Below are 25,320 nucleotides of genomic sequence, written 5' to 3' on the forward strand. Positions count from 1 at the left end.
TATTAGTGTTAAAAAAATTTAGTTTTGAAACAAGTTTAATATAAATTAAATATTTATTTTGTATTTATATAATAGGAAGATTTGAATTTAATAATTACAATAAATTAATATTTAAGTAAAAGTTTTACTATAAAAAAGAGGCGTTATGTCAAAGAAATCTTTATTATTTTTTTTAGAAAATAGCATTACTAATAAAGAAATAAAAGCTAATGATTATGTGGTATCAAGAGTGGGATATTTCTTTAGAGATGTGCATGAGAGAAGATGCAAGGTAATAGTTGAAAGCGATTTAAATATATCTTTAAGCGATTCATTTTTGATTATAAGTAAAAATGAAGCAGAGGAGCTTATAAGAGAGAAGATGAAGCCTGATGATGTTATTAATTATCTTAAAGAAGAAAACAGAAAGTTAAAAGATAAGATAAAAGAGCTTGAGGCTTAATTTATTTTTATGTGCTGTATTATATTTTAAGGCAGTACATAAAAACTAAAAAAGGAAATTAATATGCATGAATATATTTACGAGCCTGATATAAATTATTTTAAAAGCATATTTAAAATGTTTAACTATGATGATATTGATACAGACTTTTTAGAAGAACAGCTTAAAAGTTATACTATTCAGTTTAGAAGAATGATTTTGAATATGAATTATACAGAGCCTACGGAAGAAAACGGACTTCCATATATATCTATAAAAAATTATATATGCTATGAGGCAGCAAGGCTTTTGACTGTTAATTTTGTATCAAACAGCGACTTGATAAACTTTATTCGTACAGAGAGTCTGCGTTTAAAAGAGCTTGCTATAAAAGATTTATCAAGCATTGTAGTTGGAGAAAATAGTTATGATAGTGTTAGTTTAGAAGGCAAAATAAAAAAGCCTTAGATCGTACTAAAAAATATAAAAAGGTTTATTATGATACATTTTAAAAACAGCGTTATATATGTTTTAGATAATTTTATGAACTTTATGGCTGATGAATATATTGATTTGTCTGGAAATAAAGTTGAAGGCGATAATCAATTAAATAAACTTTTAGATGATAAATTAAAAATAGAATATTTCAGTTTAGGAGCTTTGAGGTCTATGAGCAAATCATTTCTTTGGGCTTCAATAGCAGAAGGTGAGAGCAGGGGAAGCAATTCATATATAGGGGACTCTGCAGGTTTTGCTGATGATATATGTTTAAAAGCAACAGTATATAAAGAGCTTAAAGCTGGAGAATCATTTTTGGCTTATAATATTATACCTTTAGCACTCAATCAGGCAGCACGTTATTGGATATCAAAACTCAATGATGAGGGTGAGCGTATAGCGTTATCTCCTATTATAAAATGGGAAGCCCCTTCATTTGACAGTGAAAACAGCAAAAGACAGTTTAATGATTTTTCATCTATAAGGGGAGTTAATTTTTCTCTTAATATTAATTTCAAGATTATGACAGGGAGTTATTTAAATGAAGTTCTTTACTAATTTAATCAATAATTCATTTAATAAAAAAGTTTATGATTATGTTCAAAACAGAGATAAACTTTATAAAGTAAAAATCACTTCTTCTCCAGAGAATGCCAAAATAATAATGAATGAAGAAGAAAAATATTTTGGTGCTTATAAGAATGCTGAAGTGATAAATTATCAGGTTAGTCTTGAAGGCTACAGTACTAAAGAGGGAAGCATAACAGTTGATAACAGAGATGTTTTGGAGAATGTTGTTTTAGATATAATTTAATATTATTAATAATTTTTTTATCCACGCGTTGAACGGAATTTTATATATAGTTGGTATTAGAATTATTATTTTATTTATATTGTATGGGTTAAGTTTAACGCGTGTTAATTTATACATTTTGCGTAGAGTATATTTTGGGTCGGGTGGGCGGGAATGTATAAAATATTTTTTACGTAAAATAATTTTTAAAATTGTGAGTGTATAATAATGAGCATTTTTGATTTAAAAGGTAATTTAATGAATGATGAGGACGGTTTAAAAGTTGTAAGTGGTTCTAGTTATAAAGTAAGAATAGCAAAAACAAAAAATAGAAATGAGAAAATAGATTTCTCTTCTGATGATGTTAAAGGAAAATATTTAATATATCCTTCTCAAGTGGGACTTACTCCTGCTACAGAATCAATGAGTAAGGAATATATAGGATCTCCTTCTTCTGAAAGTTATGCTGGAGCTACCACTTATGCAGGAGATATTTCCTACGGGGCTTTTCCAAATTCTAATGCATACTATGCGAGTTTAATATGGGCTAATGTGCATACAAAAGAAACATCTGGAAATCTACTATGCATTAACTCTTTTAATAATTTTGCCATTAGATTTAATAAGTCTTCAGAAGATGAAAGTATTAATATGCTTGAAATTATAATAGAAGAAGATGATGGTTATAGCAGTAATTTTATTGATATTTATACTTCTATGAAGCAGAAAGATTTGATTGATGCTTTAAATAAAATAACAAATGTAAAAGCATTTTTAATAACAGGAAGCGAAGAAGAAGAGATTGATTTTACCAATATAATAAATGAATTAAAAGAGTATAATACGGAAAACAATAAAACAGAATATTTACTTAGTTTTAAAAGAGTAGGACTCATAGAGAGCGGAGTATTTACAGAAGAGAGTAAAAAGAAATATCCAAAATATCAAAGCATAATACACCCGCGATTTGGAGAGGCACAATATTATAATATAGCTTTGTATGACAGTTCAAAGAATATGGACGGAAATCAATATATAGGCTGCGAAAGTAAATCAATTAATTTTAATTTTGCAAATAAGGCTATGACAGAAATAAGTTCTTCATTATGGGCTTTGGACGAAGAAAAAATAGATAAAGATGCAGTTTTATATGAAGAGAGAGCAGAAGAAAGAGATGTTGTAATGGCACAGACTTCTAAATATCCTACTAAACTTTTTATTAATGGAACAGAGGCTTCTTCTGTAAGTGATGTTGCTTTATTATTTGAATGGACTAAAGAAGAGAAGTTTAATATTTCAGCAAAGAGATATGGTTTTCCAAATTCAAAGTTTACACTTAGTTTTTCAGGCAATGCAGTTTTTAATGCTCAGTCAAAAGAGCTTTTTTATGACAGGGTTTTAAATGGAGACAAGCAGTCATTTATAATATCATCAAAAACAAGATTTAAAAATAAAGATTATCCATTTGTGTTTGTAAGTTCAGATGTAGGAGGAAGCCCTTCATTTCCAGCAATAGAGCCTAAAGAGCTTTCAATATCTTTAAATAATTTTAAGGCAGCAGAGCAGTCAAATGATATGAACAGTAATTATTTGATAGCATTTACAGATAGGGAGGATTTATTTTGATGTAATTTACCTTTTTATTAATGAATTATATTTATCTTTTTCTAGTGTTATTATATTTGATAGAAATGTACTGTTTGAATATTCAAAATTAATTTTATTTGGTTTGTATTTAAATTCAAAAGTATTTTTGGAGAATGAATATAAATTATAATATATATTTGATTGATTATGTATAGGATTTTTTTCAGTTAAAATATTTTTATTATAAGTGATATCAAATATAGAAAAATAATTATTTATATTTTGTGAAAAGAAAATATTATTAAAATTGAAAGAATATAATTTTAAACAGTAAAAAATTAATATAATAACTTTTATTTTCATGAAAATATTATAAAACAAAAATTAATTATATCAATATAAGATATTTATTTTTTATAATATTATGATTATAAATTGTCATAAACTTTTGGTGAAAAAATTAAGGAGTATATAAAATCTCCTTATATTTTTGAACCTATGACAATGTAATTGTCATAGCCTATCAGTAAAAAAAATTAAGGAGTATATAAAATCTCCTTATATTTTTTGAACCTATGACAATGTAATTGTCATAGCCTATCAGTGAAAAAAATTAAGGAGTATATAAAATCTCCTTATATTTTTTGAACCTATGACAATGTAATTGTCATAGCCTATCAGTGAAAAAAATTAAGGAGTATATAAATGGAAAAGTTAGAATTTAAATGCATTGACTTTTTTAATAGATATATTGTAGAAGAAATTGTTTATAAAGATGACGGAGAAAATATTGTACCTGTTAAGATCTTTAGCCGTTCTACTTTAGGCAGTAAGTTTAAAAGTGATGATGTTATAAGTATTAATCGTCCTAGCTTTAATGAAAATATCAAATATGTAAGAGAGAAAGAAGAGAAGATTATTGATGATGATATTTTTAAATGGCTTGATGTTAGAATAAATGGTGTTCTTGCGGTAAGTCTTCTTGATGAATGGAGTACAAAGGATATTAATGAGTTCGCTCAAGTGATAAAAAGTTTTTTGCTAGAGAGAAGAATTATGTAGCAAGTAATTTGTCTCATTTCTCTATAATAGAGCAGACAGAAATTGATAATCTTACCCATTATGCTTTTAATAATAGAGAAGTTAAATATGATGACTTTTGTTATTTTGATAATGGGCTTATAAGTTTGTATACAGCTTCTTTGTTTTGGAATAAAATAATACTTGAGGCTTGGTATCAGATAATAAGCGGAAGATTTGTATATTGCCGTTATGATGACGATGATTATTTGAGATTAGGTCTTAATTATGCTATTTTTAGATTTAAGATTTTGATAGATAAAACATTAAATAATAATAATTGATTTAATATATAAAATAATGTATTATAGGAAATAATATTAATTATATGAGGGAATGATGAAAAAGTTAATTATATTATTTTTATTATCAATAGTATTCATATCTTGCCGCTATGGTTTTACATTTTATGATTTGGGCGGAACTTGGAAAAAAAATGGAAGTACTGAAACATTTATAGTTGATACATCATCTAAAACTATAGTAAAAGGAAATTTAACTTGTACTATTAATGGTGAAATACCAGAAACAAAGTCAAATATATTTAAAGTAATTCTTATATCTGGCAGCATTAATGTAGGAAGCATAACATTTACAAGTAAAACAGAAGCTAATGGAACTGATGATTTTTATGGAAATTGGACTAAGCAATAATTGTTGAATACTTTATATAACATACAAGGGCTTAAATATTTTTTATTTAAGCCCTTTTTTATGGGGTAATTATATTATGAATAAAAATATTTATGATACAAATAAAGAATTACAGAATATAGAAGAAAGTATAAAGAAAATAAATTCGGCATATGAAAAATCTTCATTTTTTAGTTCAAAAGATTCTTTTGATGAGTTTTCAAGTTCAGCAGCGGAGGCAAAAACTTCAATAGACAATATAGAAACTTCTATAAACTCACTTGATAATAGTATAAATAAAGCTGATATAAAAAGCTTTTCTAGTGAAATAAAAGACTCTCTCTCAAGCATATCAAGTATATATAAGGATTTAAGTGCTAGTTTTTCAGATTTTTTTCATTATGATTTAAGCTCTTATGATAATGCAATAGAAGAAGCTAAGAATAAGTTACAGGAGTTTGATGATTATCAAAAAGAGTTAAGAGAAAATAAAAAAACTCAAGATGCTGAGGATTATGAAAATTATTTATCAAGGCTTGATGAAGAGCTTGAACTTGCTATTGAAAGCAAAGATGTCATGAGTGCTGAAGCTATACGCATAAAGCAGGAAGAGTTAAAAAAGAAACAAGAAAAGGAAAAAGAAGATTTACAGAAAGAAAAAGAGATAGAAGTTCAAAGAGAATTGCTTGAAAAACAGCTTGCACAGGCAGAGTATAATAAAGCATATGCCGAGTGGGATAATGAAGTAAAACTAGCAGAAATGGAGAAGTCAAAGGCAATAGCGGATGCTGTGTTGATACCTTCGCTTGCTATAGCACAATCTGCTTTGGGAGTTGCATCTTCATTTGCTCAGGGCGGACCTGTTGGTTTTGCCGCTGGGCTTGTAATATCGGCTACTGCAATATCATCTGCCATTTCTGCAGCTTCTGGTATAGTGTCATCAGCTAATGCTTTAGACAGTGTAAAATCTAATCCGCCTAAGGCTCCGCAGTTTGCATTTGGTACAACAGGATACATTATTCCAGACGGAGGTTCTGCTATAGTAGGGGAGATGGGAGCAGAGATTGTAACAAATAAAGCTGGTAAAATACAAGTTCAAAGTAATGCTCAGTTACAGGAGAGAGGTTTTTCTAAAGGTGATATTTGGAATGTTACTATTAATGTTGAACAGGCTTTAAATCCTGATGAGGTTTATAAACTTATGAATAGTTATAAGGCAAGAAACAGTCAGATGTATGCTAGATAATTTTGTATTATTTATTAAAAAATAAATTAAAAATTAGTTTTTTATATTTTTTTATTTTAAAAATATTTTACATGATATTTTGTTTTTTTATTATTTGTAAATATAATTTATTTTAAGTCTTTAGTAATATGCGTGTTTTGTAAAAAATATTTGGTATTATTTTTTTATTATGATATTTAGGTAAAGTTATATAAATAAATATTTTTATAACTTTATATTATAAAGGTTTGTCTTTTTATATAAAAATATTATATTTAATTTGTAATAAAAAAAGCATAAGGAAATAAAAAATGAAAACAAAAATATTTTTAATACTAATGGTGATAATATTTGCAGTATCATGTACAAAAAATAATCCGGTAAATCCTGTAAATATTTCAAACAATGGCGGAGAAAATAATAAAATAGAAAGCGGCAATAATTTTGAAACAAAGGATAATACATCATCTTCACAAGGTTCAGATGGTTCAGAAAATGAAGTTAATACAAAGGCTTCTAATGTTAACGAAGATATAGAAGATATATATATAAAAGAACCGATATCAATATTTGAGGGAGAAGGTGAATATTCAATAGATGGTGCAAAATTTCAAGATAAAGAAAATATCAAAATAGAAATTTATGATGATTGTATAGAGGTATACAGATCAGCTAAGTATTTTAGATTTGATATAACTGAACAAGATAATAAATATAATTTAGAGAAGTATCAAGGTTCAGAAAGACATACTTTAGATATGACAATTAACGGAAATACAGCTTCAGTTACTTATACTATTACTGTACAAGGACATAGAAATGAAAATTATCATTTCCATTCTGATAGTTTGACTAAAAAATAATAAAATATTAAGGAAATAAAAAAATGAAAACAAAAATATTTTTAATACTAATAATGATAATACTTGTAGTATCGTGTACAAAAAATAATCCTGCAAACCCAGTTAATGTTTCAGGAAATAGTAGCGGCAATACTGAAATAAAAGATACATCCTCTTCAGATAATCAAAAAAATTCAGATAATAATACAGCTAATGATAACGGTGCGGAAAATTCAGATACTAAAAGTTATGAAAATCATTATAATGATAGAGCTTCTGTATATAAAGGTACGGCAAAACATACTATAAGAATTGAAAATGTTACTACACAGCCTGAAGATGTTGAAATATATGCTGATATATATGAAGATGAAAATACTATTGAATTGTATGTACCAAAAAGAATATTATTTGAAAATGCCAAAAAAGAAAACGGCAAGTATAACTTAATGAAAACAGAAGACGGAAAAACGTATATATTGTCTATGACTATTTCAGGCGATTCTATATCTAATTTTGATCTTACTATACAAGGACAAGGAGAGACAGCATATATCAAAGCTGATAAATTGAATAAAACAGAATAATTATCATATATTCTATCTTTTTATTTGAAAATGCTAAAACTTTATTATTTTAGCATTTTCTTTTTTATTTATAAGTTTTATATATTATTATATTTCTTATGAAGATAAAGCACATTACTTAAAAGCATAGCTACAGTTACACTTCCAACCCCATTAGGTACAGGTGTAATACTTGAAGCTATTTTTGAAGCCTCTTCAAAGTTTACATCACCTTTTAAAGATCCGTCTTCCATTACATTAATACCTATATCTATAACAACAGCATTTTCTTTAATATAATCTCCAGTAATAAACTCTGATTTTCCTATTGATACGCATAATATATCAGCATTTTTGCAAATCTCTTTTAAATTTTTAGTTTTTGAATGAGCTATTGTTACAGTAGCAGATTTTTGAAGAAGTAAATGAGCTAAAGGTTTTCCTACTATCTCACTTCTTCCTATTACAACAGCATTTGCACCTTCTATATTTATGCCCGATTTTTCTATTAAAGCCATTGCACTTTTTGCTGTGCAAGGAGCTAAATCATTTTCTCCCATCAATATCCTTCCCAAATTAATATGTGATATAGCATCAGCATCTTTTTCTACTGATATAGTTTCATATACTCTCTTTTTGCTTATATGTTTAGGCAGAGGCATTTGTATCATTATTCCGCTTGTTTCTTTTTCTTTATTTAAATATTCTATTAAAGTAAGAAAATCTTCTTCTGTAGTACTTACCGGCAGATTATGAAGAGAACCTATCATTCCTACACTTTCCGCCTGCTTTTTGGCTCTTGTAAAATATACTTCTGTTGACTTATCATCATCAAAATATATAAAGTCTATTCTTGGTTTTTTTTGAAGCGTTTCTACATCTTTTTTAATATTTTCTTTTATACTTTTTGATAGTTCTCTTCCGTCTAATATCATATAATCTCCTATTATAATTTTTTATAATAATATAGTGTTCATAAATAAAATACAAGTATGGATTTTTTTATATTTATATTGTATATTTTTTAAATGATAAAAAAAATTATTATTTTATTTTTAATTACTTTTTTGTACGCTTCAGCAGAGAAAAGAATTATTATATTTGAAACTTCTTACTCTAATAATTATACTCTATATGCTGTAAATGACCTTGTAAGGAAGAATATATTTTTGTATTCTGATTTTGATATAGTTCCTAATGATAATATAAAAGCTGATAATTATAAATCAATAAAATCAAAAATTAAAGAGCTTACTTTGATAAACAATGCCGATGTTTCTGTAACCTATGATATATTAAGATATAAGAACGAGTTTATACTTAATTATGTGATTTTTGATAAAAGCAAATCTGATATGTGGCTTGAAAAGAGACTTTATTCTAAAGAGGATAAATTGTTTGAATCTATTAATCAAATGCTTAAAGATATATACGATTATACTTCTGTACACAATGACAAAGTATATATTAAAGAAGATGAATATATTTCTTTGATAGGCTACTATTCTCAAAAGATATATGAATCAGAAGACAGCAAAAATACTTATGATATGTTTTTTAATTTTTATAAAGACAATATTTATTTTAATATAGATTATTTGGAATATTTAATATTTAGAAGTGATAGAACTGCAGTAGATAATATTAAAATAATGACTGACAATATGAATAAAAAACTTGATAAAAACAATCATTATTATTTATCAGCTTTGGGAGATTATTATTACAGCAGATATAAAGTTAATGTTATACCAGATGATATAGAGTTAAGTATAGAAAATTATATTAAGGCAATAGAGGCAAAAAAGAATAATTATATTTATTATAAGAAATTAGCAAGTGCCTATATATTAAAAAATGATTATGAGAATGCTGCTAAAAGTTATAATAGGGCTATAGAGATATACGATAAAGATATAGCTCTTATAAAAGATGCTGTATATTTGCTTAAAAGAGACATGAATAAAAACGGTAATATTGTAATAGAATATTTGAAAAAAATCATTGATGTAAATAAAAATGATGATGAGGCTTTAGAGAGTCTTGCTCAAATATATGATACTTTGGGAGATAAATATAATTCAGAGATATATTATAATAAACTTCTTGATGCTGTAAATTATAATCTCTATATTATTAATAACGAAAGTCCTAATCCTATATTATATGATAAATACATGAAAAAGCGAAATGAAGTATCAAAAAAGTTAAACAGCTTTAAATAATAATATATGTTATCATTTGCACATTATAAGTATTTGATATATAATAAAAAAATACTATAATGGGGATAAAAAATGGATATTATTAATAATATAATCACATCAGTAAATAATGTAATGTATGGTTATTTGCTTCTTATTGTGTTTTTGGTTGTTTCTATATTTTTTACTTTCAGATTAAGGGCAATACAAATTTCTCATTCTATACATGCTCTAAAACTTTTACTTTCCACGCATGAAAAAGGAGATGGTGTTTCTGGGTTTGCTAGTTTTTGTATAAGTACAGCCTCAAGGGTGGGAACTGGCAATATTACTGGGGTTATGGCGGCAGTTTCTGCAGGAGGACCTGGAGCATTATTTTGGATGTGGCTTATGGCTATACTTGGAGGAAGTTTAGCTTTTACTGAAAGCACTTTAGCTCAGCTCTATAAAGAAAAAGATTCTCAAGGTAAGTTTATAGGAGGAGCTTCTTTTTATATAAAAAGTAAATTGAAAAAGCCAATACTTGCGGCAGTATTTGCTGTTTGTATGATATTTACTTATACCACATTTAACGGCATGCAGGCTAATACTATATCAGGTGCTTTATCAAAATACAATATATCTGTTACAATTACCGCTGTAATTTTAACGGTTATAACTGGATTAATTTTATTCAGCAAAAGAAGAGATACTATAACTCATGCATGCGTATTTATAGTACCAGTAATGGCAATACCTTATATACTTATAGGTCTTTATATATTTGTTGCCAATTTGCCGTCTGTACCTAGCGTATTTCAAACTATTTTTGTTCAGGCATTTAAACCTAGTGCATTTTTCGGAGGTGCTATAGGTACTACAATTTCTAACGGATTAAAAAGAGGATTATTTTCAAATGAGGCTGGTATGGGAGGTGCTCCTCATGCAGCAGCTGCAGCACATTCTTCGCACCCTTGCAAACAAGGACTTATACAAATGTTCTCAGTATTCACTGATACTATATTAATCTGTTCTATATCTGGATTTATACTTCTATTATCTCCAGAAGCTATGAAGGCAATAAAAGATATGGAAGGAATTAATTTATTTCAGTATGCTATGGAATCGCATCTTGGAAGTTTCGGTTCTTATTTTATAACAGTATGTATATTGTTTTTCTCTTACAGTTCTATACTTGGTAATTTCTTCTATATAAAAACAGGAGCCTTTGCTTTGAAAGACAGTATAGTTTCGTATATAATAGTTGGAGCTATGACGGTGATAATGGTATTTGCAGGTTCTCTTGCCGATTTTAAAACTATATGGGGAGCAGGAGATATGTTTATGGGATTTATGGCTTTACTCAATATTATTGTTATAGTGATACTCAATAAACCGGTATATTTACTGACTAAGCATTATGTAAGCAAATTGAAATATCATAAAGACCCTGTTTTTAATAAGAACTCCATTGAAGAGTTGTCTAATGATGATGCTGTAACTCAGTGGAATGAAAATATACAATAAAATTCTGATTTTTTGTTTTTTGGGTATTGACATTTTTTGAGTTTTTTGTATAATACTTAAATCTAATGACAAAATTTAGGGGCCAGTAGCTCAGTCGGTTAGAGCAGATGACTCATAATCATCGGGTCCGGGGTTCAAGTCCCTGCTGGCCCAATCCCCTTAATTTTTTTCCTTATTATATTTATTATTATCTCCTTTAATTTGACTTATAAGGTTAATTTTTTGGGGCTTAAAAAAGACACTTTATATCTTTCAGTGTCTTTTTTTATTTTTCTAAAATTATTATACTCTATTTAGCGTTACATTTCTTGTTACTATTAAACTGCCGCTTATATTTTCCGGAAGTTCTATATTTATAGATTCATTAGAATTAAATTTTATATAAAAATTATCTTCATTGAATTTCATATTATAATCATCTTTATCATAATCAGAACCCAAAGATATGCTATGACTTAATTTGCCTACTATTGGTGCTAATGTATTAACTGTAATATCTCCCTGTTCTGAGATAATAGCCTCTAAATCTATATCTAATTTTACGAAATTTTTAATTGTAGCTTTCCCTTTATAAACACCATTTCTATCTTTTAATAACATAAAATAATCTCCATACATAATATTTATATATTATATAATAACATTTTTTAGAAAAAAGACAAATTTTAATAAATGTCTATATTATCTAAAAGTATTAATTCTAACCTCACACCTTCCTCATTATGGATTTCATAAAAGCTGCAAAGGTTCAAAACTACTTGACAAGATTGAGTATGAAATTATTTACTTTTAAAATTATAAACATGATGTTTTACATGCTGTATAATTTATTATTTTAGTATATAAATACGCAGTCTTTCGCTGCCGAAGGCACATTCTTTATGCCAGCGTTATAAAAGAACTGGTGGTGCGGCACAATTATAAATAAAATTAGTTTTGAAACAAATCTATTATTTTATAATAAAAAAGAGCCTCTAAATGTAGAAGCCCTTTTTATTTTATAATGATATTAATAGAAATTATTTATCCAACTTTGCATAGAAGAACTTATGAGAGCCTAGAGGATCAAAAACAACATCTGATAATTTTTTACTAATCATAATAGGATCAGTATAAAAATAAATTGGTATTAATCCCATATCATTCATAAGTATATCTTCAGCTTCATGCATAGCTTTCATTCTTATATTCTGATCTATAGTAGACATAGCCAATTTTAATTTATCATCATAGGCCTTATTTGAATATCCTCCGTTATTTTGAACACTGTAGCTTAAAAATACTCCCAAAAAGCTCATAGGGTCATTATAATCAGCAATCCAGCCATGACGGGCTATAACAAAGTTTTTATGCTGTCTTGTATCTTGGAAAGTAGCCCACTCCTCCTGTGATATAGTGGAATCTATACCCAAACCTTCTTTCCACATCTGCTGTACGGCTTCAAATATCTGTATATGTTCTCCAGAATTGGATTTAAACTCTATTACTGGAAAACCTGCACCATTAGTGTATCCTGCCTCTTCCATAAGTTTTTTAGCCTCTTCAAGATTTTTTTGATAATCTTCAGGCTTTACACTATAATAATCACCGCCTACTTTTCTAAAATCAGCATCATCAATATCACTTACTCCGCTAGGAACCCAAGCACTTGCAGGAAGCTGTCCGCCTCTTGTTACCTGCTCTGTCAAATAGTTTCTATCTATTGCAAGTGTTAATGCTTTACGTACTCTCTCATCTTTTAATGCTTCATTTGTGATATTAAGGCAATAATAATATGTACCTAAGTATGGTGATATATGCATTAAACCTTCACTTTTTAAGTTTTCAATATCCTGAAGCGGAGGATTATTAGCAAAATGTATAGAGCCTTCTTTTATACCAGCAACTGCAGCAGTACCATTTTGCATAAGAATAAATACTAATTTTTCAGGTACTATACTTGATGAATTCCAGTAATTAGTATTTTTTGACATTATTAATCTGTCATCAGTTCTTCTTTCAGTCATTACAAAAGGACCGTTTCCTATATAAGTTTCAGGAGATAAAGTCCAGTTATCGCCGTTCTCTTCTATTATATCTTTTCTAATAGGGTAGAAAGTAGGAAATGCAGCAAGCTCTAAAAAATAAGCTGTAGGAGCATTTAATTTTACCTCCAAAGTATTTTCATCTATTGCTTTTACTCCCAATTCAGAAACTTCTTTTTTGCCGGAATTAATATCCATAGCATTTAATACAGGTTCAAACTGATAAGCATATTCACATGCTGTTACAGGGTCTACTGCTCTTTGCCAAGCATAAACAAAGTCTTCAGCAGTTACTTTTTTACCGTCTGACCATTTGGCATTATCTCTTATATGAAATGTATAAGTTAAACCATCTTCGCTTATATCCCAGCTTTCAGCAACACCGCCTACTATTTTATTATCCTTATCTCTTGTCGCTAATCCTTCAAAAGCATGCTGAATATAAATGCTTCCGTCAACTGTAGAGTTTAAAGCAGGGTCTATAGTTTTTGGTTCCGGACCAACATTGATATATATTGCTCCTTCATCAGTTTTACTTCCGCCGCATGATAATACAAATATCATTAGGGCAAAAGAGAGTATTAATAATAATTTACGCTTCATAATAATGTCCTATGATTTTTTTTATTTATATAAAATTATATTTTATATAATATATTAGTCAATGATTTTTTAAGTTAATATTAATATATTTAATATTTATAAAGATAATAGAATTATTTAAAAAATAGACGGAATTACAAATATTTATTAATTATTTTACATTATGCATAAAAAAGTTTATTTCAAATCTATTTTTAATATGAAGTCTATATATAATTAAATAAAATATAAAAGTTAAAGCCTTACATTGATATTATTTTTATTTAGATATTCTTTTAAATCTTTTATATCTATTTCTTTATAATGAAATATAGAAGCAGCAAGACCAGCATCAACACCTTTTACAGAAAATACATCTTTGAAATGCTCCATATTACCAGCCCCGCCTGAAGCTATTAAGGGTATAGATACATGATCAGATATTTCTTTTAATAGTTCTATATCAAAACCGTTTTTTACTCCGTCTGTATCTATACTATTTATAACTAGCTCCCCAGCACCATTTTTCTCTCCATCAATAGCCCATTTAACAGCATCAATTCCTGTATCTTCTCTTCCGCCTTTTGCAAATACAGAGTATTTACCATTAACTCTTTTTATATCTATTGAAAGAACAACACATTGATTACCATATTTTTCTGCAGCTTCTTTTATAAGATTAGGATTTTTTATTGCACCTGAATTTACGCTTACTTTATCAGCTCCTGATTTTAAAACTATATCAAAATCTTTTATACTATTTATGCCGCCTCCTACAGTAAGAGGAATGAATATTTCTTTAGCTACATTTTCAAGTACATTTACGAATAAACTTCTGTCTTCATAAGAAGCGGTTATATCATAAAATACAAGTTCATCTGCTAATGAATTATTATAATATTTGGCAAGTTCTACTGGGTCATCAACATCTTTCAAGCCTTCAAAATTTGTACCCTTTACAACTCTGCCGTCTCTTACATCCAAGCAAGGTATAATTCTTTTTGTTATCATAATAAAAAACCTAATTTGATATATTAAAAAAATTATATAATAAAATTATTATTTCGTAAAGGGAGATATTGCATTTTATTAACATTATTGAGTGTTATTATTTAACGCACGTTTAATCGATTTTTGTAATAACTAAATATGCGTTCTAATTTGTATCGTATATAAATGTTTCATGCTGCGTGCGTAGTATAAATGCCAATTTAAATAAAGCTAGGGTGGGGTGCTTTTGATGGGGAGGCTTATATATTTAATTAAATATAATAAAAAAATAAAGCTTTTAAATCTGAAAGGGAGGGGATTAAGATAAAGTTAAAAATTTATTTTAATTCCCGCCCTCTAAATTCTTTAATCCCATACTATTATTTTTAGACAATTTTTATTTCTTTATATTTTACTGTTACTATAGCTGCCCGCCCAAGTGCTTTTTTTATTTATAATATTCCTAAACGCACGTTTAACTTAATTTTTTTATTTTGATAAAAATTGAATTGTTGATTAGACTGTATCTTAAAAATACATTCTGCGTGCGTATAGTAAAAGTTAAAATTAATTTCTTAAATATTAATTTATGTAATTGTTTTGTTTATGATAGATTTTACCATTTATTTAATTATATTGTTTATAGCGTATAAAATATATATATTATATACTAAAACATTTATGAAAGATTTTTTTGAAGCGAGTAAAAACGGCAGTATTAATAAACTTATAGAATGCATTGAAAAAAACATTGATATAAATAAATTTGATGATGAGGGTTTTAGTGCATTAATGCTTGCTTGTATTTTTAATAAATATGATTCGGCAGAAGTATTAATAAAAAATAAAGCAGATATTAATTTAAAAACTTCAGAGAATTGGACAGCTTTAATGTTTGCTTCATTTTACGGTAACTACAAAATAGCAGAGCTATTATTAAAAAATAATGCTTGCTTTAATATTAAAAATAAACAAGGCTTTGATGCTTTGCTCATATCATTATTCTATAAAAGAGAAGATATTGCAGAACTTTTAATAAATTATGGAGCTGATGTAAACACCAAAAATAATGAAGGATATACTCCGTTAATTTATTCATGTAATTATAATAATTCTAAAATAATAAAAATGCTTATAAATAACAATGCCGATGTAAATGCCTACAATAATAACGGCACTACAGCATTAATGTATGCATGCTTAATGCTTAAAGAAGATATTATAACGGAGCTTCTAAAACATAATGCTGATATTAATAAAAAAGATAATAACGGTGATAATGCTTTTGATTATTTAAATAGTAATGGAAAAAGGGAAGAAACAGAGAGAATATACAAAATGATTATGTCGTTTAATAATAAAAAATAAATAGAAATATATAAAATTTTATTTACATTCCCCCCCTTTTAGATTGAGTGCTTTATTTTTCTTATTAGGTTTTAATTAAATATAAAAGCCTATATTTTTTAAGCACACCCGCCCAAAACGTAATTTAAATTTGCACTTCCTCTACGCACGTAAAGCTAATTTTTAAAATATAGGTTAATTAATAATTCTAATTTTGCCATATATAAGAATCAATTAAACGTGCGTTGGTCATAATTATAAAATTTACAACGCACTTGGGTGGGCAGCCAAAAATAACAGTAAAAGTTAAAAAATAAAAATCATACAGAAATAACAGATAGTATTAAAAAAATTTAAAGGGTGGGGAATGAAAATAATTTTAAAATAAAAATACGATTATAAATCTCACAGTTGACAAACTTAAAAATTTTCATTATATACCTAAACAAATACAGTTTGCCAAATATTAGTTACTTATAAATGTAATTATAATATATTATTGTTAATCAATAAAATATGTTTTATATGTATAGTAAATTACTTGTTTTGTATAATAATAGGTAATCAGCCGCATACCCTTGCCACAGGCGGACTTCGTCTCGGGTACTTCCTTACTTCGTTCGGTAGCGTTGACATTTGATATAGAGTAGATAATACCGTGCTGTAAGGTGCCCGCGAAGCGTCCCGAACGAAGATGAGGGAGAGCTCGCTGTTGACAAACTTAAGAATTTTTAGTATATATTAATAAAAACTATTTTAAATATTAATAAAGATTTATAAAAAATACATATATATGCAAAAAACATACTATTCATTTTCAGACTATGTAAAAAATAAATTTGGTGTTAAGGTAGGAAAAATTTCTATAGATACAGATTTCGGCTGTGCTCATAAAACTAATGACGGAGGATGCAGATTCTGTAATTTAAATAGCTATAAACCGCCTTATATAATAGAGGAAAATATCAATAAGCAATGGATAAACGGTGTGGAAAATTATAAAAGAAGATACCAAAAGTTTTACGCTTATTTTCAGCTAGGCACTCCATTATCTCCGCTTGCCTCAAAAGAGTCCTTACTTTATGCTAATAAGTTAATACATTTTGATAACTGCGTGGGACTTATGTTTGGGGCAAGGAGTGATATGCTTGAAGATAATGTTTTAAAAGAGCTTAATGATTTATCTTCTTCTTTTAATAAAGAGATTTGGCTTGAAATGGGGCTTCAGTCTTCCAATGATGAAACTTCTCTTTTTATAAACAGAGGTCATAATTATAAATCATTTGCAGATACTGTAAAACATATAAAGAAAAATTATCCTAATCTTATAATATGTACGCATGTAATATTCGGTCTTCCTAAAAAGTTTATAGATGAAAAAAATATAGAGCTTGAAAGAAGAGAGGATATGCTTCAAACTGTCAAAGATATTTCTTCTATTGAAATAGATGCTGTAAAGTTTCATCAGCTTGATATAGTAAAAGGTTCTTATTTTGAGAATATGTATAAAGAATATCATTTTCCTGTTTTAGATGAAGATTTTTATATAGATTTGATGTGCGAGGCTATTTCTTTAACTAGAGAAAACATTATAATAGCGAGATTAATGGGCGACAGTTTAGGTGACACATTAATAGCCCCTAAGTGGAAGAAATCCAAGGGCGAGATAATAAATCTTATAAACAAAAATATGAAGCTAAAAAATCTTTATCAGGGCAGCAATTTTATTTTGTAATTAGAATTATTATACTATATTTGGTTTAATTTTTATATAAATATAGTATAATTCATAGATGAAGTTTTAGGAGTAAGTTATGACATACTATGATGCAGCAAAAAAAGTTTTGGATCAAAGCGATGTTCCTATGAAAGTTGATGAAATATGGGAAAAGGCTATTGAGTTAGGTTATGATAAAATTATAGCTGAAACTCTAAACGGAAAAATGAGTAAAACACCTATTGCCAGTTTGGGTGCTGTAATATATACAGATATAAAGTTTAATCCAGACACTACAATATTTGTAAAAGTTGGAAAATGAAAGTTTTTATTAAAAAGTAAAATAAATAATTCTAATCAAAATTTGATAAATGAAATTAATAATTTAAGCGAAGAAGAAGATACAGAAGATATCATTGAAAATACAATTACAAATAAAAAAATATTAGAAGAAGATTTGCATACACCTCTTACAAAATATTTATATTCAAGAAAAATATATTCTAAAACTATAAATGCAAATGCTACAGATGTAAACTTAAAAGGAAAAATGAAATGGGGTACTCCTGATATAGTAGGAGTTACATTTAAAGACTATATTAATAAATCAGTTTTAGAATTATTTAATCATATAAACTTGCCAACTACAGAAATTTATGCTTATGAATTAAAATTAAAAATTACACTTGGAAGTTTGACAGAATATTATTTTCAGGCATTATCAAATTCCGGCTGGGCTAATGAGGCTTGGCTTGCTGCTATGCAAATAGATGAAAATAATTATGATGAACTTATGGAAGAGATGAAAAGGCTTAATCAGTCTTTTGGTGTTGGTATAATGAAATTAAATTATGATAATCCCGAAGATTCAGAAATATTATTTTCAGCACAGAAGAGGAATTATTTAGATATAGACACTATGCATAAACTTTGCTATAACAGACAGTTTCAGGATTTTATTAATGATGTTAATAAAATCCTAAAAAATAACGAAGCAAAAAATGATATAATATCAAATTTGATAAACAGCAAGAGATTTAATAGTCCAAATTAAAAAATAAATATTTCTGATTAGTATTGATAATCATTAATTATACTACACACACCTATATTGACTTTTTTGCTTTAATGTTTTATCTTATAAGTAAGAGAGGTTTATATTATTTTTTTTGAAAAATTGTATTATGTCGTTAGTGCCATATTATATCAATGTAATCAATATAAAATAATTTAAATCTTAAAATTAATTTATCATTTAGCTAATAACAATTTTTATTAGTAATAATAAGCGAGTAAACGAAAATGTTAAAAAAATATATTGTGTTAATGATTATAGGATTAGTTTTTATGGTGAATAATTCTTATGGTATATCTCAAGATGAAAACATTTTTCTGAATGCATGCCGTTATGGTCAAGTTTATAGAATTGAAGAATTAATTGATAAAGTTAATATCAATGTTCAAGATGAAGAAGAAGGATATACTCCTTTAATGAATGCTATAAGAGGAAGAGAAATAGAGGCTGTTAAAATTTTATTAGAGCATAATGCTGATGTTACTAAAATAAAAGATAATAGCGGAAGAAATGCATTTTTCTGGGCGGCTGCTTTAGATGAACTTGAAATGCTAAAACTATTTGAAAAATACAATCCTGATTTTAATACTGTAGATAATAACGGTTCTACTGCTTTATTTTATGCTAGTAAAATAGAAACTATGTATTATCTAATAAAAAACGGTATTGATGTTAATAAAAAAGATATAACTGGAAGAACTGCTTTAATACAATATTCGTTAGCATACCAAAGTCAAAATATTGTAAAGTTTTTAATTGAAAACGGAGCAGATGTTAATGCTCAGGATAATGAAGGAATAACAACATTAATGTTTGCTGTTAAGGATTATAATATTGAAATAGTAAATATGTGTTTATCAGCAAATGCCAATCTTCATATAAAAGACAAAGAAGGAAAAACTGCTTTATTCTATACATTATTATATTTTCATGCAATAGATTATGGTAAAAATATGACATATAATATGTTTGGAAAAATTAACACTGAGATAACTGAATTGATAACAGGAAATAGAAAAAAAGAACAAGAAGAAGCAACTAAAAACGTTATTAAATTTGTAAAGCTATTAATAGATAATGGGGCAGATATCAATGCACAGGATAACAAAGGAAACACTTTATTAATGTATGCTATAACCTTTAAATATAAACCTCTTGTAGATGAGATATTAAAATTAAATCCTGATGTGAATATAAAAAATAAAGAAGGTAAAACAGCTAATGATATAGCGAGTATGTACGGTTATAAAATAGTAAAATAGTAAGTATTTTATAAATTTGTAATATTTATGTTTTAATTTAAATATAAGGATAATAAAAATTATATAGAACTAATAAAAAACTTGTGAGTGTAGTAAAAAATAAGTTTTTTATATATAATAAAAAATGTAGGTAAGACACCATTACGGGTGGCATAACAACAAGCAAGTGATCCGAGCACAGACATGCTTATTCACTGCTTTAAGGCGGCTGCACCTGCTTCGCAATGTGGACTTCGTCGCGAGCATAGCAACAGAATAAAAAATTACGAGCCTCTAGCAACTGACAAAGGAAGTTGCTAGAGCTTATTAGCGAGTAATTTTTTATATATTAACAGGAGTTATTATGAAGAAAATTATTTTATTTCTTTTAAGCATTAATTTATTATGGGCATTTCCGCCTAGTGAAGCGTATTTTTCTGAACTTTTAAGCGATAATGGTAAAGTGACAAAAAATACAATGCAAGCTTATGATGTAAACGATTATGGTATGGTTTATTTTGATGGAGAGATTACATTAACAGGAGTTCTTGAAAGATCTGATAATGAAGATATGGGAGATAATTATACTGCTTTGAGATTTTATCCTGATAATAATGTAGATCTTCCTTTTTTATATGCTTCATTTGAAATGGGTTTGAAAAATCAAGGTGCTTCTAAATATGGTGATTCTTGGGATTTTAGCGGCGTTGAATTTGACAGATTGGATTTCGGTGTTTTATTAAAAAATATTGAAGTAAAATTACCAGAACCTTTGAATAAAAGATTTTTAGGTGTTTCTGCTGTAAGAGCTGAAGTTACAATTAAAAATTATCGTTTTTATGAAGAAGGTGATGCAGGAAGAGAGGCTTACGGTGATATTGTAGGTTTTAAGGCTTTAGGTGATGTAGAAACAAAGTATTTTAGTAAAAATAATTATAATTCAGGAAATGTTTCTTACAACGAACTTCAATATAATTCTCAAGACAATTATGTGAATATAAGAGATAAAGCAAATGGAAAAATAATAGGAAAGATTTTGAAAAGAGATATGATTTATAATGGGGGAGTTTTATTATCTATCAATGGAGCAGGTATTGATTATGAGAATTATAAAGATATCGAAACAAAGTGGCTTGAAGTATTTTATCTTCCTCCAGAGGCTGAAGACGGAAAAGATGCAATTCATGGCTTTGTGCATGGTTCGCAGGTAAAACTTGAAAATGTAGGCTATTAAAAGAGCATAACAATACCAAGTGAGCCGAAGCAGCCAGTAACTTTAGTTGCTGGCTTATATTAGCGAAGGCGAACATAACAAAAGAATAAAAAATTACTAGCTTTAGACTAACAAGTTTTTACATTTAATAAATAGGTTTTTAATATGCACTTTTTGCAACTTTTTGCGGCGGGAAAAAGTTGAAAGAATATAAAATTTATTGATTCTTATAATTTTAATCAGTAGTAAGAATTGAATAATTATTATTTATAAACAAGGAGCTATTGCAATGAAAAAAATTATTTTATTTCTTTTAAGCATTAATTTCTTATGGGCATTTCCGCCTGATGCAGCATACTTCAATGAACTTTTAAGCGATAATGGTAAAGTAATAAAAAATACACTTAAAGTAAAAAAAATTGACGGCGGCAATTATTCTGCTTATTTTGATGGTGAAATTACATTAACAGGAGTTCTTGAAAGAGCTGATAATTCTGATATTGATACTATTTATAGTGCTTTAAGATTTTATCCTGATAATAATATTGATTTGCCTTTTTTATTTAGTATATATTCAGATAATATGGAGGATTATAAAGAATTTGAAAGATTGGAATTTGGGGTTTTATTAGAAAATATTAAAGTAAAATTACCAGAACCTTTAAATAAAAGATTTTTAGGTGCTGCTGCTGTAAGGGCGGAGGTAACAATAAGAAACTATTCTATTTTTTGTGAAGGTGAAGCAGGAAGAGAGGCTTATGGCGATCTTGTAAATATTAAATTACTTGATGATGTACAAATAGAATATTTTTCTAAAGATAATTCTGCAGACAGTTATTATCATGCTGGAAATTCTTATTATACTAAACTTAAATATAATTCTAAAGACGATTATGTGAATATAAGAGATAAAGCAAATGGAAAAATAATAGGAAAGATTTTGAAAAACGATATGATTAATAATGGAGGAGTTTTATTAGCTATTGATAATTATTATTATTATGAAATAGATGATAAAGGTTGGTGTGAAGTATATTATATGCCTCCGAATGCTAAAGATGGAAAAGATGCAATTCATGGCTTTGTGCATAATTCACAGATAAAAATTGAAAATGGAGACTATTAAAAGAGAATAGCAATAATAAAAAAAGTGGGCCTACCTGCCGAAGTTCACTTATGGTGTTGGCAGGTGTATGCAAGGCACCCTTATTGGTGAGATAACAATACCAAGTGAGCCGAGCACAGATGTGCTTATTCACTCTTTAAGGCGGCACCTTGCTTCGCAATGTGGACTTCGTCGCGAACATAGCAACAACCAAGCGAGCTAAGCCAGCCCCACAGGCCACAGAAGTGTGAGTGAGTTTACTCACTAGCTTATTTAAGGCGAAGTGAGCATAGCAACAACTAATGAGCCGAAGCAGCCAGTAACTTTAGTTGCTGGCTTATATTAGCGAAGGCGAACATAACAATAATGGAAAACAATATGAATATAGGGGTTATAAGATCTATCCCAACAATGTTTATTCTAAACTTCATAACTTTAGGAATATATCATTACTATTGGGTTTATTATATTACTTTAGAAGTTGTAAAGTTTACAAAAAGAAAAGATATATCCCCTGCTTTGGAGCTTTTACTTTCTGTTATGACTTGTAATCTCTATACAATATATTGGTATAATAAATACGGAAATATTATTCATAAAGAAATAGCGTTAAAAATAGATGAAAATGATAAAGATGATAAAACTCAAATAGTTATGACTGCAAGTATTATTGTATTATTAGCAGGAGTTCCTATTATAGGAGCTTTAATATTTGCTTTTGTTATGGGGGCATTAGTAAGCGGTATGTCTTTAGTTTATAGTGATTTCAACTTTATTGATTTGATTGATAAGCCTGAAGCATTATTAATATTTTTGGGTACTATATTGCTTGGTTTTATTATTCTTTTTGTGATTATTTCCTCTTTGCTCATTCCAGATATAATTATGCAGAAAAAATTAAACTCTATATGGGAAAAAATTAGAAGTAAAAAGTAATTTATTTTATATTATAAAGTCATAAAACATAACTAATAATGCTAATATATTGCATGTAATCATAAACAAATATATAATATATATAAATAAAAAATTAAGAGAATTAAAATAAAAATGTTAGAAAGTTTAGAGATAGAAAATTTCAGAGGAATAAAGAAATTAAAAATAGACAATTTCAAAAATATTAATTTCTTTATAGGCAATGCTAACACTTCAAAGACTTCTCTTCTTGAGGCCATATACACGGGATTTTCAAGAAATGCTTTATCTTTTTTAAATTTATTAGATGCAAGAGATATTGCAAAAGATGATGATGCATTTGAGGCATTATTTTATGACCATAATTCAGATAATACTATAAAAATTAATTCTTTAATAGATAATGAGTTTTTTGAACTTGAAATAAGTTCAGATTATAAAGATTATGATAAACTTACTGTGTCAATAAATAATATAGAAGCTGTAAATAAACTAAATTATCTTGTTTATAAAATAAAAAATAAAAAAGGATATGATACAAGTATAAATAGAATTGAAGAAAAAAATGATTATAAATTTGAATTTAAAGTTCTAAATAAAAAAGAAGAAAATATACAAATAAAAAAACATGATGTAGAATTTATTTCTGTATTTCATTATACAATGAGCATTCTATTTATTTTAAAAGCAATTTTTGCAGATAATGAAAAAAGAAATATTTTAAAAAATATATGCCGCCAATTTGATTCTAAAATTAATGATATTATATTTGTTGATGATAGGTTAATGATTGAAATAAAAGATTTAAAACATACTATTAATATAAAGAATATGGGGCAGGGATTTCAGAAATATTTAACCATAATAGCTTCTATAATATATCAAAAAAAATATATTATAATTGATGAAATAGAAAATGGAATGCATTTTGAAAGCGTAAAAATAATGCTTGAAAATATTTTATCTCTATCTAAAGAATACGGGCTTCAGTTTTTTATAACCACTCATAATAAAGAACTGCTTGAAATTTTAAATGACTGTTTAATAGAAAAAGATTATAAAGATATGCTTTCGGTTTATAATTTATATTACAATAAAGAAAATAACATTGACGTGATAAATTATAGTCAGGAAAATTTTTCAAACCTCATAGAAAATAATAATGAGATGAGGGACTAATAATGAGAATTATTGTTGAAGGTGATTCAGATAAAAAATTTTTAGAATGCTATTTAAAATATTTAAATATTACGAATTATACTAAAATAGTAGCAATAGGCGGAAAGAATAATATTATAAATCATATTGAATTAAAAAAAGAAGATTTTATAATAATATTCGATGCTGATGATGATTATAATAAATCAAAAATTAATATAGAAAATCAGCTTGATAAATTAAATATAAAAAATGATAAAATATTTCTATTTCCAAACAACAAAGACAATGGCGATTTGGAAACATTAATTGAAAAAATAGCAATACATAAAGAAGTGATTCATTGTTATGATAATTATACAATCTGTATAGATTCTTTAATTAATAAAATACCAAATTTAAAACATCAGGCTAAAAAATCAAAAGTATTTGCATATATGAGCGGATTTGGTTTTAAAAATAATATTAAAGCAGAAGAGTTTGATTTAACTCCTTATGCTGATTTTGATAATATTTATTTGAATGATTTAAAAGAATTTTTACTAAATATTTTTAAATGAATAATAATTAAAATTTATTTAAATCATAAAATAATAAA

27 protein-coding genes and 1 tRNA gene are annotated in these 25,320 nt (G+C 27.1%); 24 read left to right on the forward strand and 4 right to left on the reverse strand.

Annotation, left to right across the window (positions count from 1 at the left end; genetic code table 11):
• Nucleotides 1–145 precede the first annotated feature (145 nt).
• The 11 genes from BMUR_RS07175 (at nt 146) to BMUR_RS07230 (ending at nt 7,666) form a co-directional block, all read left to right on the forward strand.
• Nucleotides 146–442, forward strand: a complete 297-nt coding sequence (locus BMUR_RS07175; protein WP_013113937.1) for a hypothetical protein — start codon at nt 146–148, stop codon at nt 440–442.
• Between the two features lie 63 nt (nt 443–505).
• On the forward strand, nt 506–889 hold the full coding sequence (locus BMUR_RS07180; protein WP_013113938.1) for a hypothetical protein: 384 nt from the start codon (nt 506–508) through the stop codon (nt 887–889).
• 30 nt (nt 890–919) lie between these two features.
• Nucleotides 920–1,477 carry a hypothetical protein gene (locus BMUR_RS07185; RefSeq protein ID WP_013113939.1) on the forward strand — a complete coding sequence of 186 codons (558 nt, stop codon included), beginning with the start codon at nt 920–922 and terminating at the stop codon, nt 1,475–1,477.
• Nucleotides 1,461–1,733: a hypothetical protein gene (locus tag BMUR_RS07190; protein ID WP_013113940.1), complete on the forward strand. Its 273-nt coding sequence runs from the start codon at nt 1,461–1,463 to the stop codon at nt 1,731–1,733. The genes BMUR_RS07185 and BMUR_RS07190 overlap by 17 nt, the downstream gene beginning before the upstream one ends.
• Before the next feature lie 207 nt (nt 1,734–1,940).
• A complete protein-coding gene (locus BMUR_RS07195) occupies nt 1,941–3,338 on the forward strand; it encodes a hypothetical protein (RefSeq protein WP_013113941.1) in 1,398 nt (465 codons plus the stop codon).
• Nucleotides 3,339–4,004: 666 nt separating this feature from the next.
• On the forward strand, nt 4,005–4,361 hold the full coding sequence (locus tag BMUR_RS07205; RefSeq protein WP_013113943.1) for a hypothetical protein: 357 nt from the start codon (nt 4,005–4,007) through the stop codon (nt 4,359–4,361).
• An 8-nt stretch (nt 4,362–4,369) separates the two neighbouring features.
• A complete protein-coding gene (locus tag BMUR_RS07210; RefSeq protein WP_013113944.1) occupies nt 4,370–4,663 on the forward strand; it encodes a hypothetical protein in 294 nt (97 codons plus the stop codon).
• A 55-nt stretch (nt 4,664–4,718) separates the two neighbouring features.
• The gene (locus BMUR_RS07215) at nt 4,719–5,033 is read left to right on the forward strand and encodes a hypothetical protein (protein ID WP_013113945.1); all 315 of its coding nucleotides are present in this window, start codon (nt 4,719–4,721) and stop codon (nt 5,031–5,033) included.
• 76 nt (nt 5,034–5,109) lie between these two features.
• Entirely contained in the window at nt 5,110–6,258 is a 1,149-nt protein-coding gene (locus BMUR_RS07220) for a hypothetical protein (RefSeq protein WP_013113946.1), read from the forward strand.
• 290 nt (nt 6,259–6,548) lie between these two features.
• Nucleotides 6,549–7,100, forward strand: a complete 552-nt coding sequence (locus tag BMUR_RS07225; RefSeq protein ID WP_013113947.1) for a hypothetical protein — start codon at nt 6,549–6,551, stop codon at nt 7,098–7,100.
• A gap of 23 nt (nt 7,101–7,123) precedes the next feature.
• A complete protein-coding gene (locus tag BMUR_RS07230; protein WP_013113948.1) occupies nt 7,124–7,666 on the forward strand; it encodes a hypothetical protein in 543 nt (180 codons plus the stop codon).
• 77 nt (nt 7,667–7,743) lie between these two features.
• On the opposite strand, the gene BMUR_RS07235 is transcribed toward BMUR_RS07230, so the two are convergent.
• Nucleotides 7,744–8,580, reverse strand: a complete 837-nt coding sequence (locus BMUR_RS07235; RefSeq protein ID WP_013113949.1) for a bifunctional 5,10-methylenetetrahydrofolate dehydrogenase/5,10-methenyltetrahydrofolate cyclohydrolase — start codon at nt 8,578–8,580, stop codon at nt 7,744–7,746.
• 93 nt (nt 8,581–8,673) lie between these two features.
• Between BMUR_RS07235 and BMUR_RS07240 the strand changes: the two genes are divergently transcribed.
• The 3 genes from BMUR_RS07240 (at nt 8,674) to BMUR_RS07250 (ending at nt 11,508) form a co-directional block, all read left to right on the forward strand.
• Entirely contained in the window at nt 8,674–9,870 is a 1,197-nt protein-coding gene (locus BMUR_RS07240; protein ID WP_013113950.1) for a tetratricopeptide repeat protein, read from the forward strand.
• A 72-nt stretch (nt 9,871–9,942) separates the two neighbouring features.
• Entirely contained in the window at nt 9,943–11,355 is a 1,413-nt protein-coding gene (locus BMUR_RS07245) for an alanine/glycine:cation symporter family protein (RefSeq protein WP_013113951.1), read from the forward strand.
• A 79-nt stretch (nt 11,356–11,434) separates the two neighbouring features.
• Nucleotides 11,435–11,508 (forward strand) — tRNA-Ile (locus BMUR_RS07250).
• 129 nt (nt 11,509–11,637) lie between these two features.
• Here the strand turns inward: BMUR_RS07250 and BMUR_RS07255 are convergent.
• The 3 genes from BMUR_RS07255 to hisF form a co-directional block, all read right to left on the reverse strand.
• Nucleotides 11,638–11,955 (reverse strand): hypothetical protein, encoded by a 318-nt coding sequence (locus BMUR_RS07255; protein WP_013113952.1) that lies wholly within the window; start codon nt 11,953–11,955, stop codon nt 11,638–11,640.
• 419 nt (nt 11,956–12,374) lie between these two features.
• The gene (locus BMUR_RS07260) at nt 12,375–13,982 is read right to left on the reverse strand and encodes a peptide ABC transporter substrate-binding protein (RefSeq protein WP_013113953.1); all 1,608 of its coding nucleotides are present in this window, start codon (nt 13,980–13,982) and stop codon (nt 12,375–12,377) included.
• A gap of 234 nt (nt 13,983–14,216) precedes the next feature.
• Nucleotides 14,217–14,972 (reverse strand): imidazole glycerol phosphate synthase subunit HisF, encoded by a 756-nt coding sequence (gene hisF / locus BMUR_RS07265; protein ID WP_013113954.1) that lies wholly within the window; start codon nt 14,970–14,972, stop codon nt 14,217–14,219.
• Between the two features lie 660 nt (nt 14,973–15,632).
• Between hisF and BMUR_RS07270 the strand changes: the two genes are divergently transcribed.
• From BMUR_RS07270 to BMUR_RS07310, 10 genes are all read left to right on the forward strand, one after another.
• A complete protein-coding gene (locus tag BMUR_RS07270; protein WP_041750088.1) occupies nt 15,633–16,319 on the forward strand; it encodes an ankyrin repeat domain-containing protein in 687 nt (228 codons plus the stop codon).
• Between the two features lie 772 nt (nt 16,320–17,091).
• Nucleotides 17,092–18,033 carry a TIGR01212 family radical SAM protein gene (locus tag BMUR_RS07275; protein ID WP_013113956.1) on the forward strand — a complete coding sequence of 314 codons (942 nt, stop codon included), beginning with the start codon at nt 17,092–17,094 and terminating at the stop codon, nt 18,031–18,033.
• Between the two features lie 79 nt (nt 18,034–18,112).
• Nucleotides 18,113–18,337 (forward strand): winged helix-turn-helix domain-containing protein, encoded by a 225-nt coding sequence (locus BMUR_RS14960; protein WP_244833411.1) that lies wholly within the window; start codon nt 18,113–18,115, stop codon nt 18,335–18,337.
• A gap of 42 nt (nt 18,338–18,379) precedes the next feature.
• Nucleotides 18,380–19,069, forward strand: coding sequence for an HrgA protein (locus BMUR_RS07280; RefSeq protein ID WP_244833413.1), 690 nt, complete (start codon nt 18,380–18,382; stop codon nt 19,067–19,069).
• 248 nt (nt 19,070–19,317) lie between these two features.
• Complete coding sequence (locus BMUR_RS07285) at nt 19,318–20,352, forward strand: ankyrin repeat domain-containing protein (protein ID WP_013113957.1); 1,035 nt, start codon at nt 19,318–19,320, stop codon at nt 20,350–20,352.
• 343 nt (nt 20,353–20,695) lie between these two features.
• A complete protein-coding gene (locus BMUR_RS07290; protein ID WP_013113958.1) occupies nt 20,696–21,565 on the forward strand; it encodes a hypothetical protein in 870 nt (289 codons plus the stop codon).
• A gap of 268 nt (nt 21,566–21,833) precedes the next feature.
• The gene (locus BMUR_RS07295) at nt 21,834–22,670 is read left to right on the forward strand and encodes a hypothetical protein (RefSeq protein WP_013113959.1); all 837 of its coding nucleotides are present in this window, start codon (nt 21,834–21,836) and stop codon (nt 22,668–22,670) included.
• A 357-nt stretch (nt 22,671–23,027) separates the two neighbouring features.
• Nucleotides 23,028–23,585, forward strand: a complete 558-nt coding sequence (locus BMUR_RS07300; RefSeq protein WP_013113960.1) for a DUF4234 domain-containing protein — start codon at nt 23,028–23,030, stop codon at nt 23,583–23,585.
• A gap of 114 nt (nt 23,586–23,699) precedes the next feature.
• Entirely contained in the window at nt 23,700–24,743 is a 1,044-nt protein-coding gene (locus BMUR_RS07305) for an AAA family ATPase (RefSeq protein ID WP_013113961.1), read from the forward strand.
• Between the two features lie 2 nt (nt 24,744–24,745).
• Entirely contained in the window at nt 24,746–25,282 is a 537-nt protein-coding gene (locus tag BMUR_RS07310; protein ID WP_013113962.1) for a DUF3226 domain-containing protein, read from the forward strand.
• The last annotated feature ends 38 nt before the right edge of the window (nt 25,283–25,320 follow it).

The sequence above is a fragment of the Brachyspira murdochii DSM 12563 genome, assembly GCF_000092845.1.
GTDB lineage: Bacteria > Spirochaetota > Brachyspiria > Brachyspirales > Brachyspiraceae > Brachyspira > Brachyspira murdochii.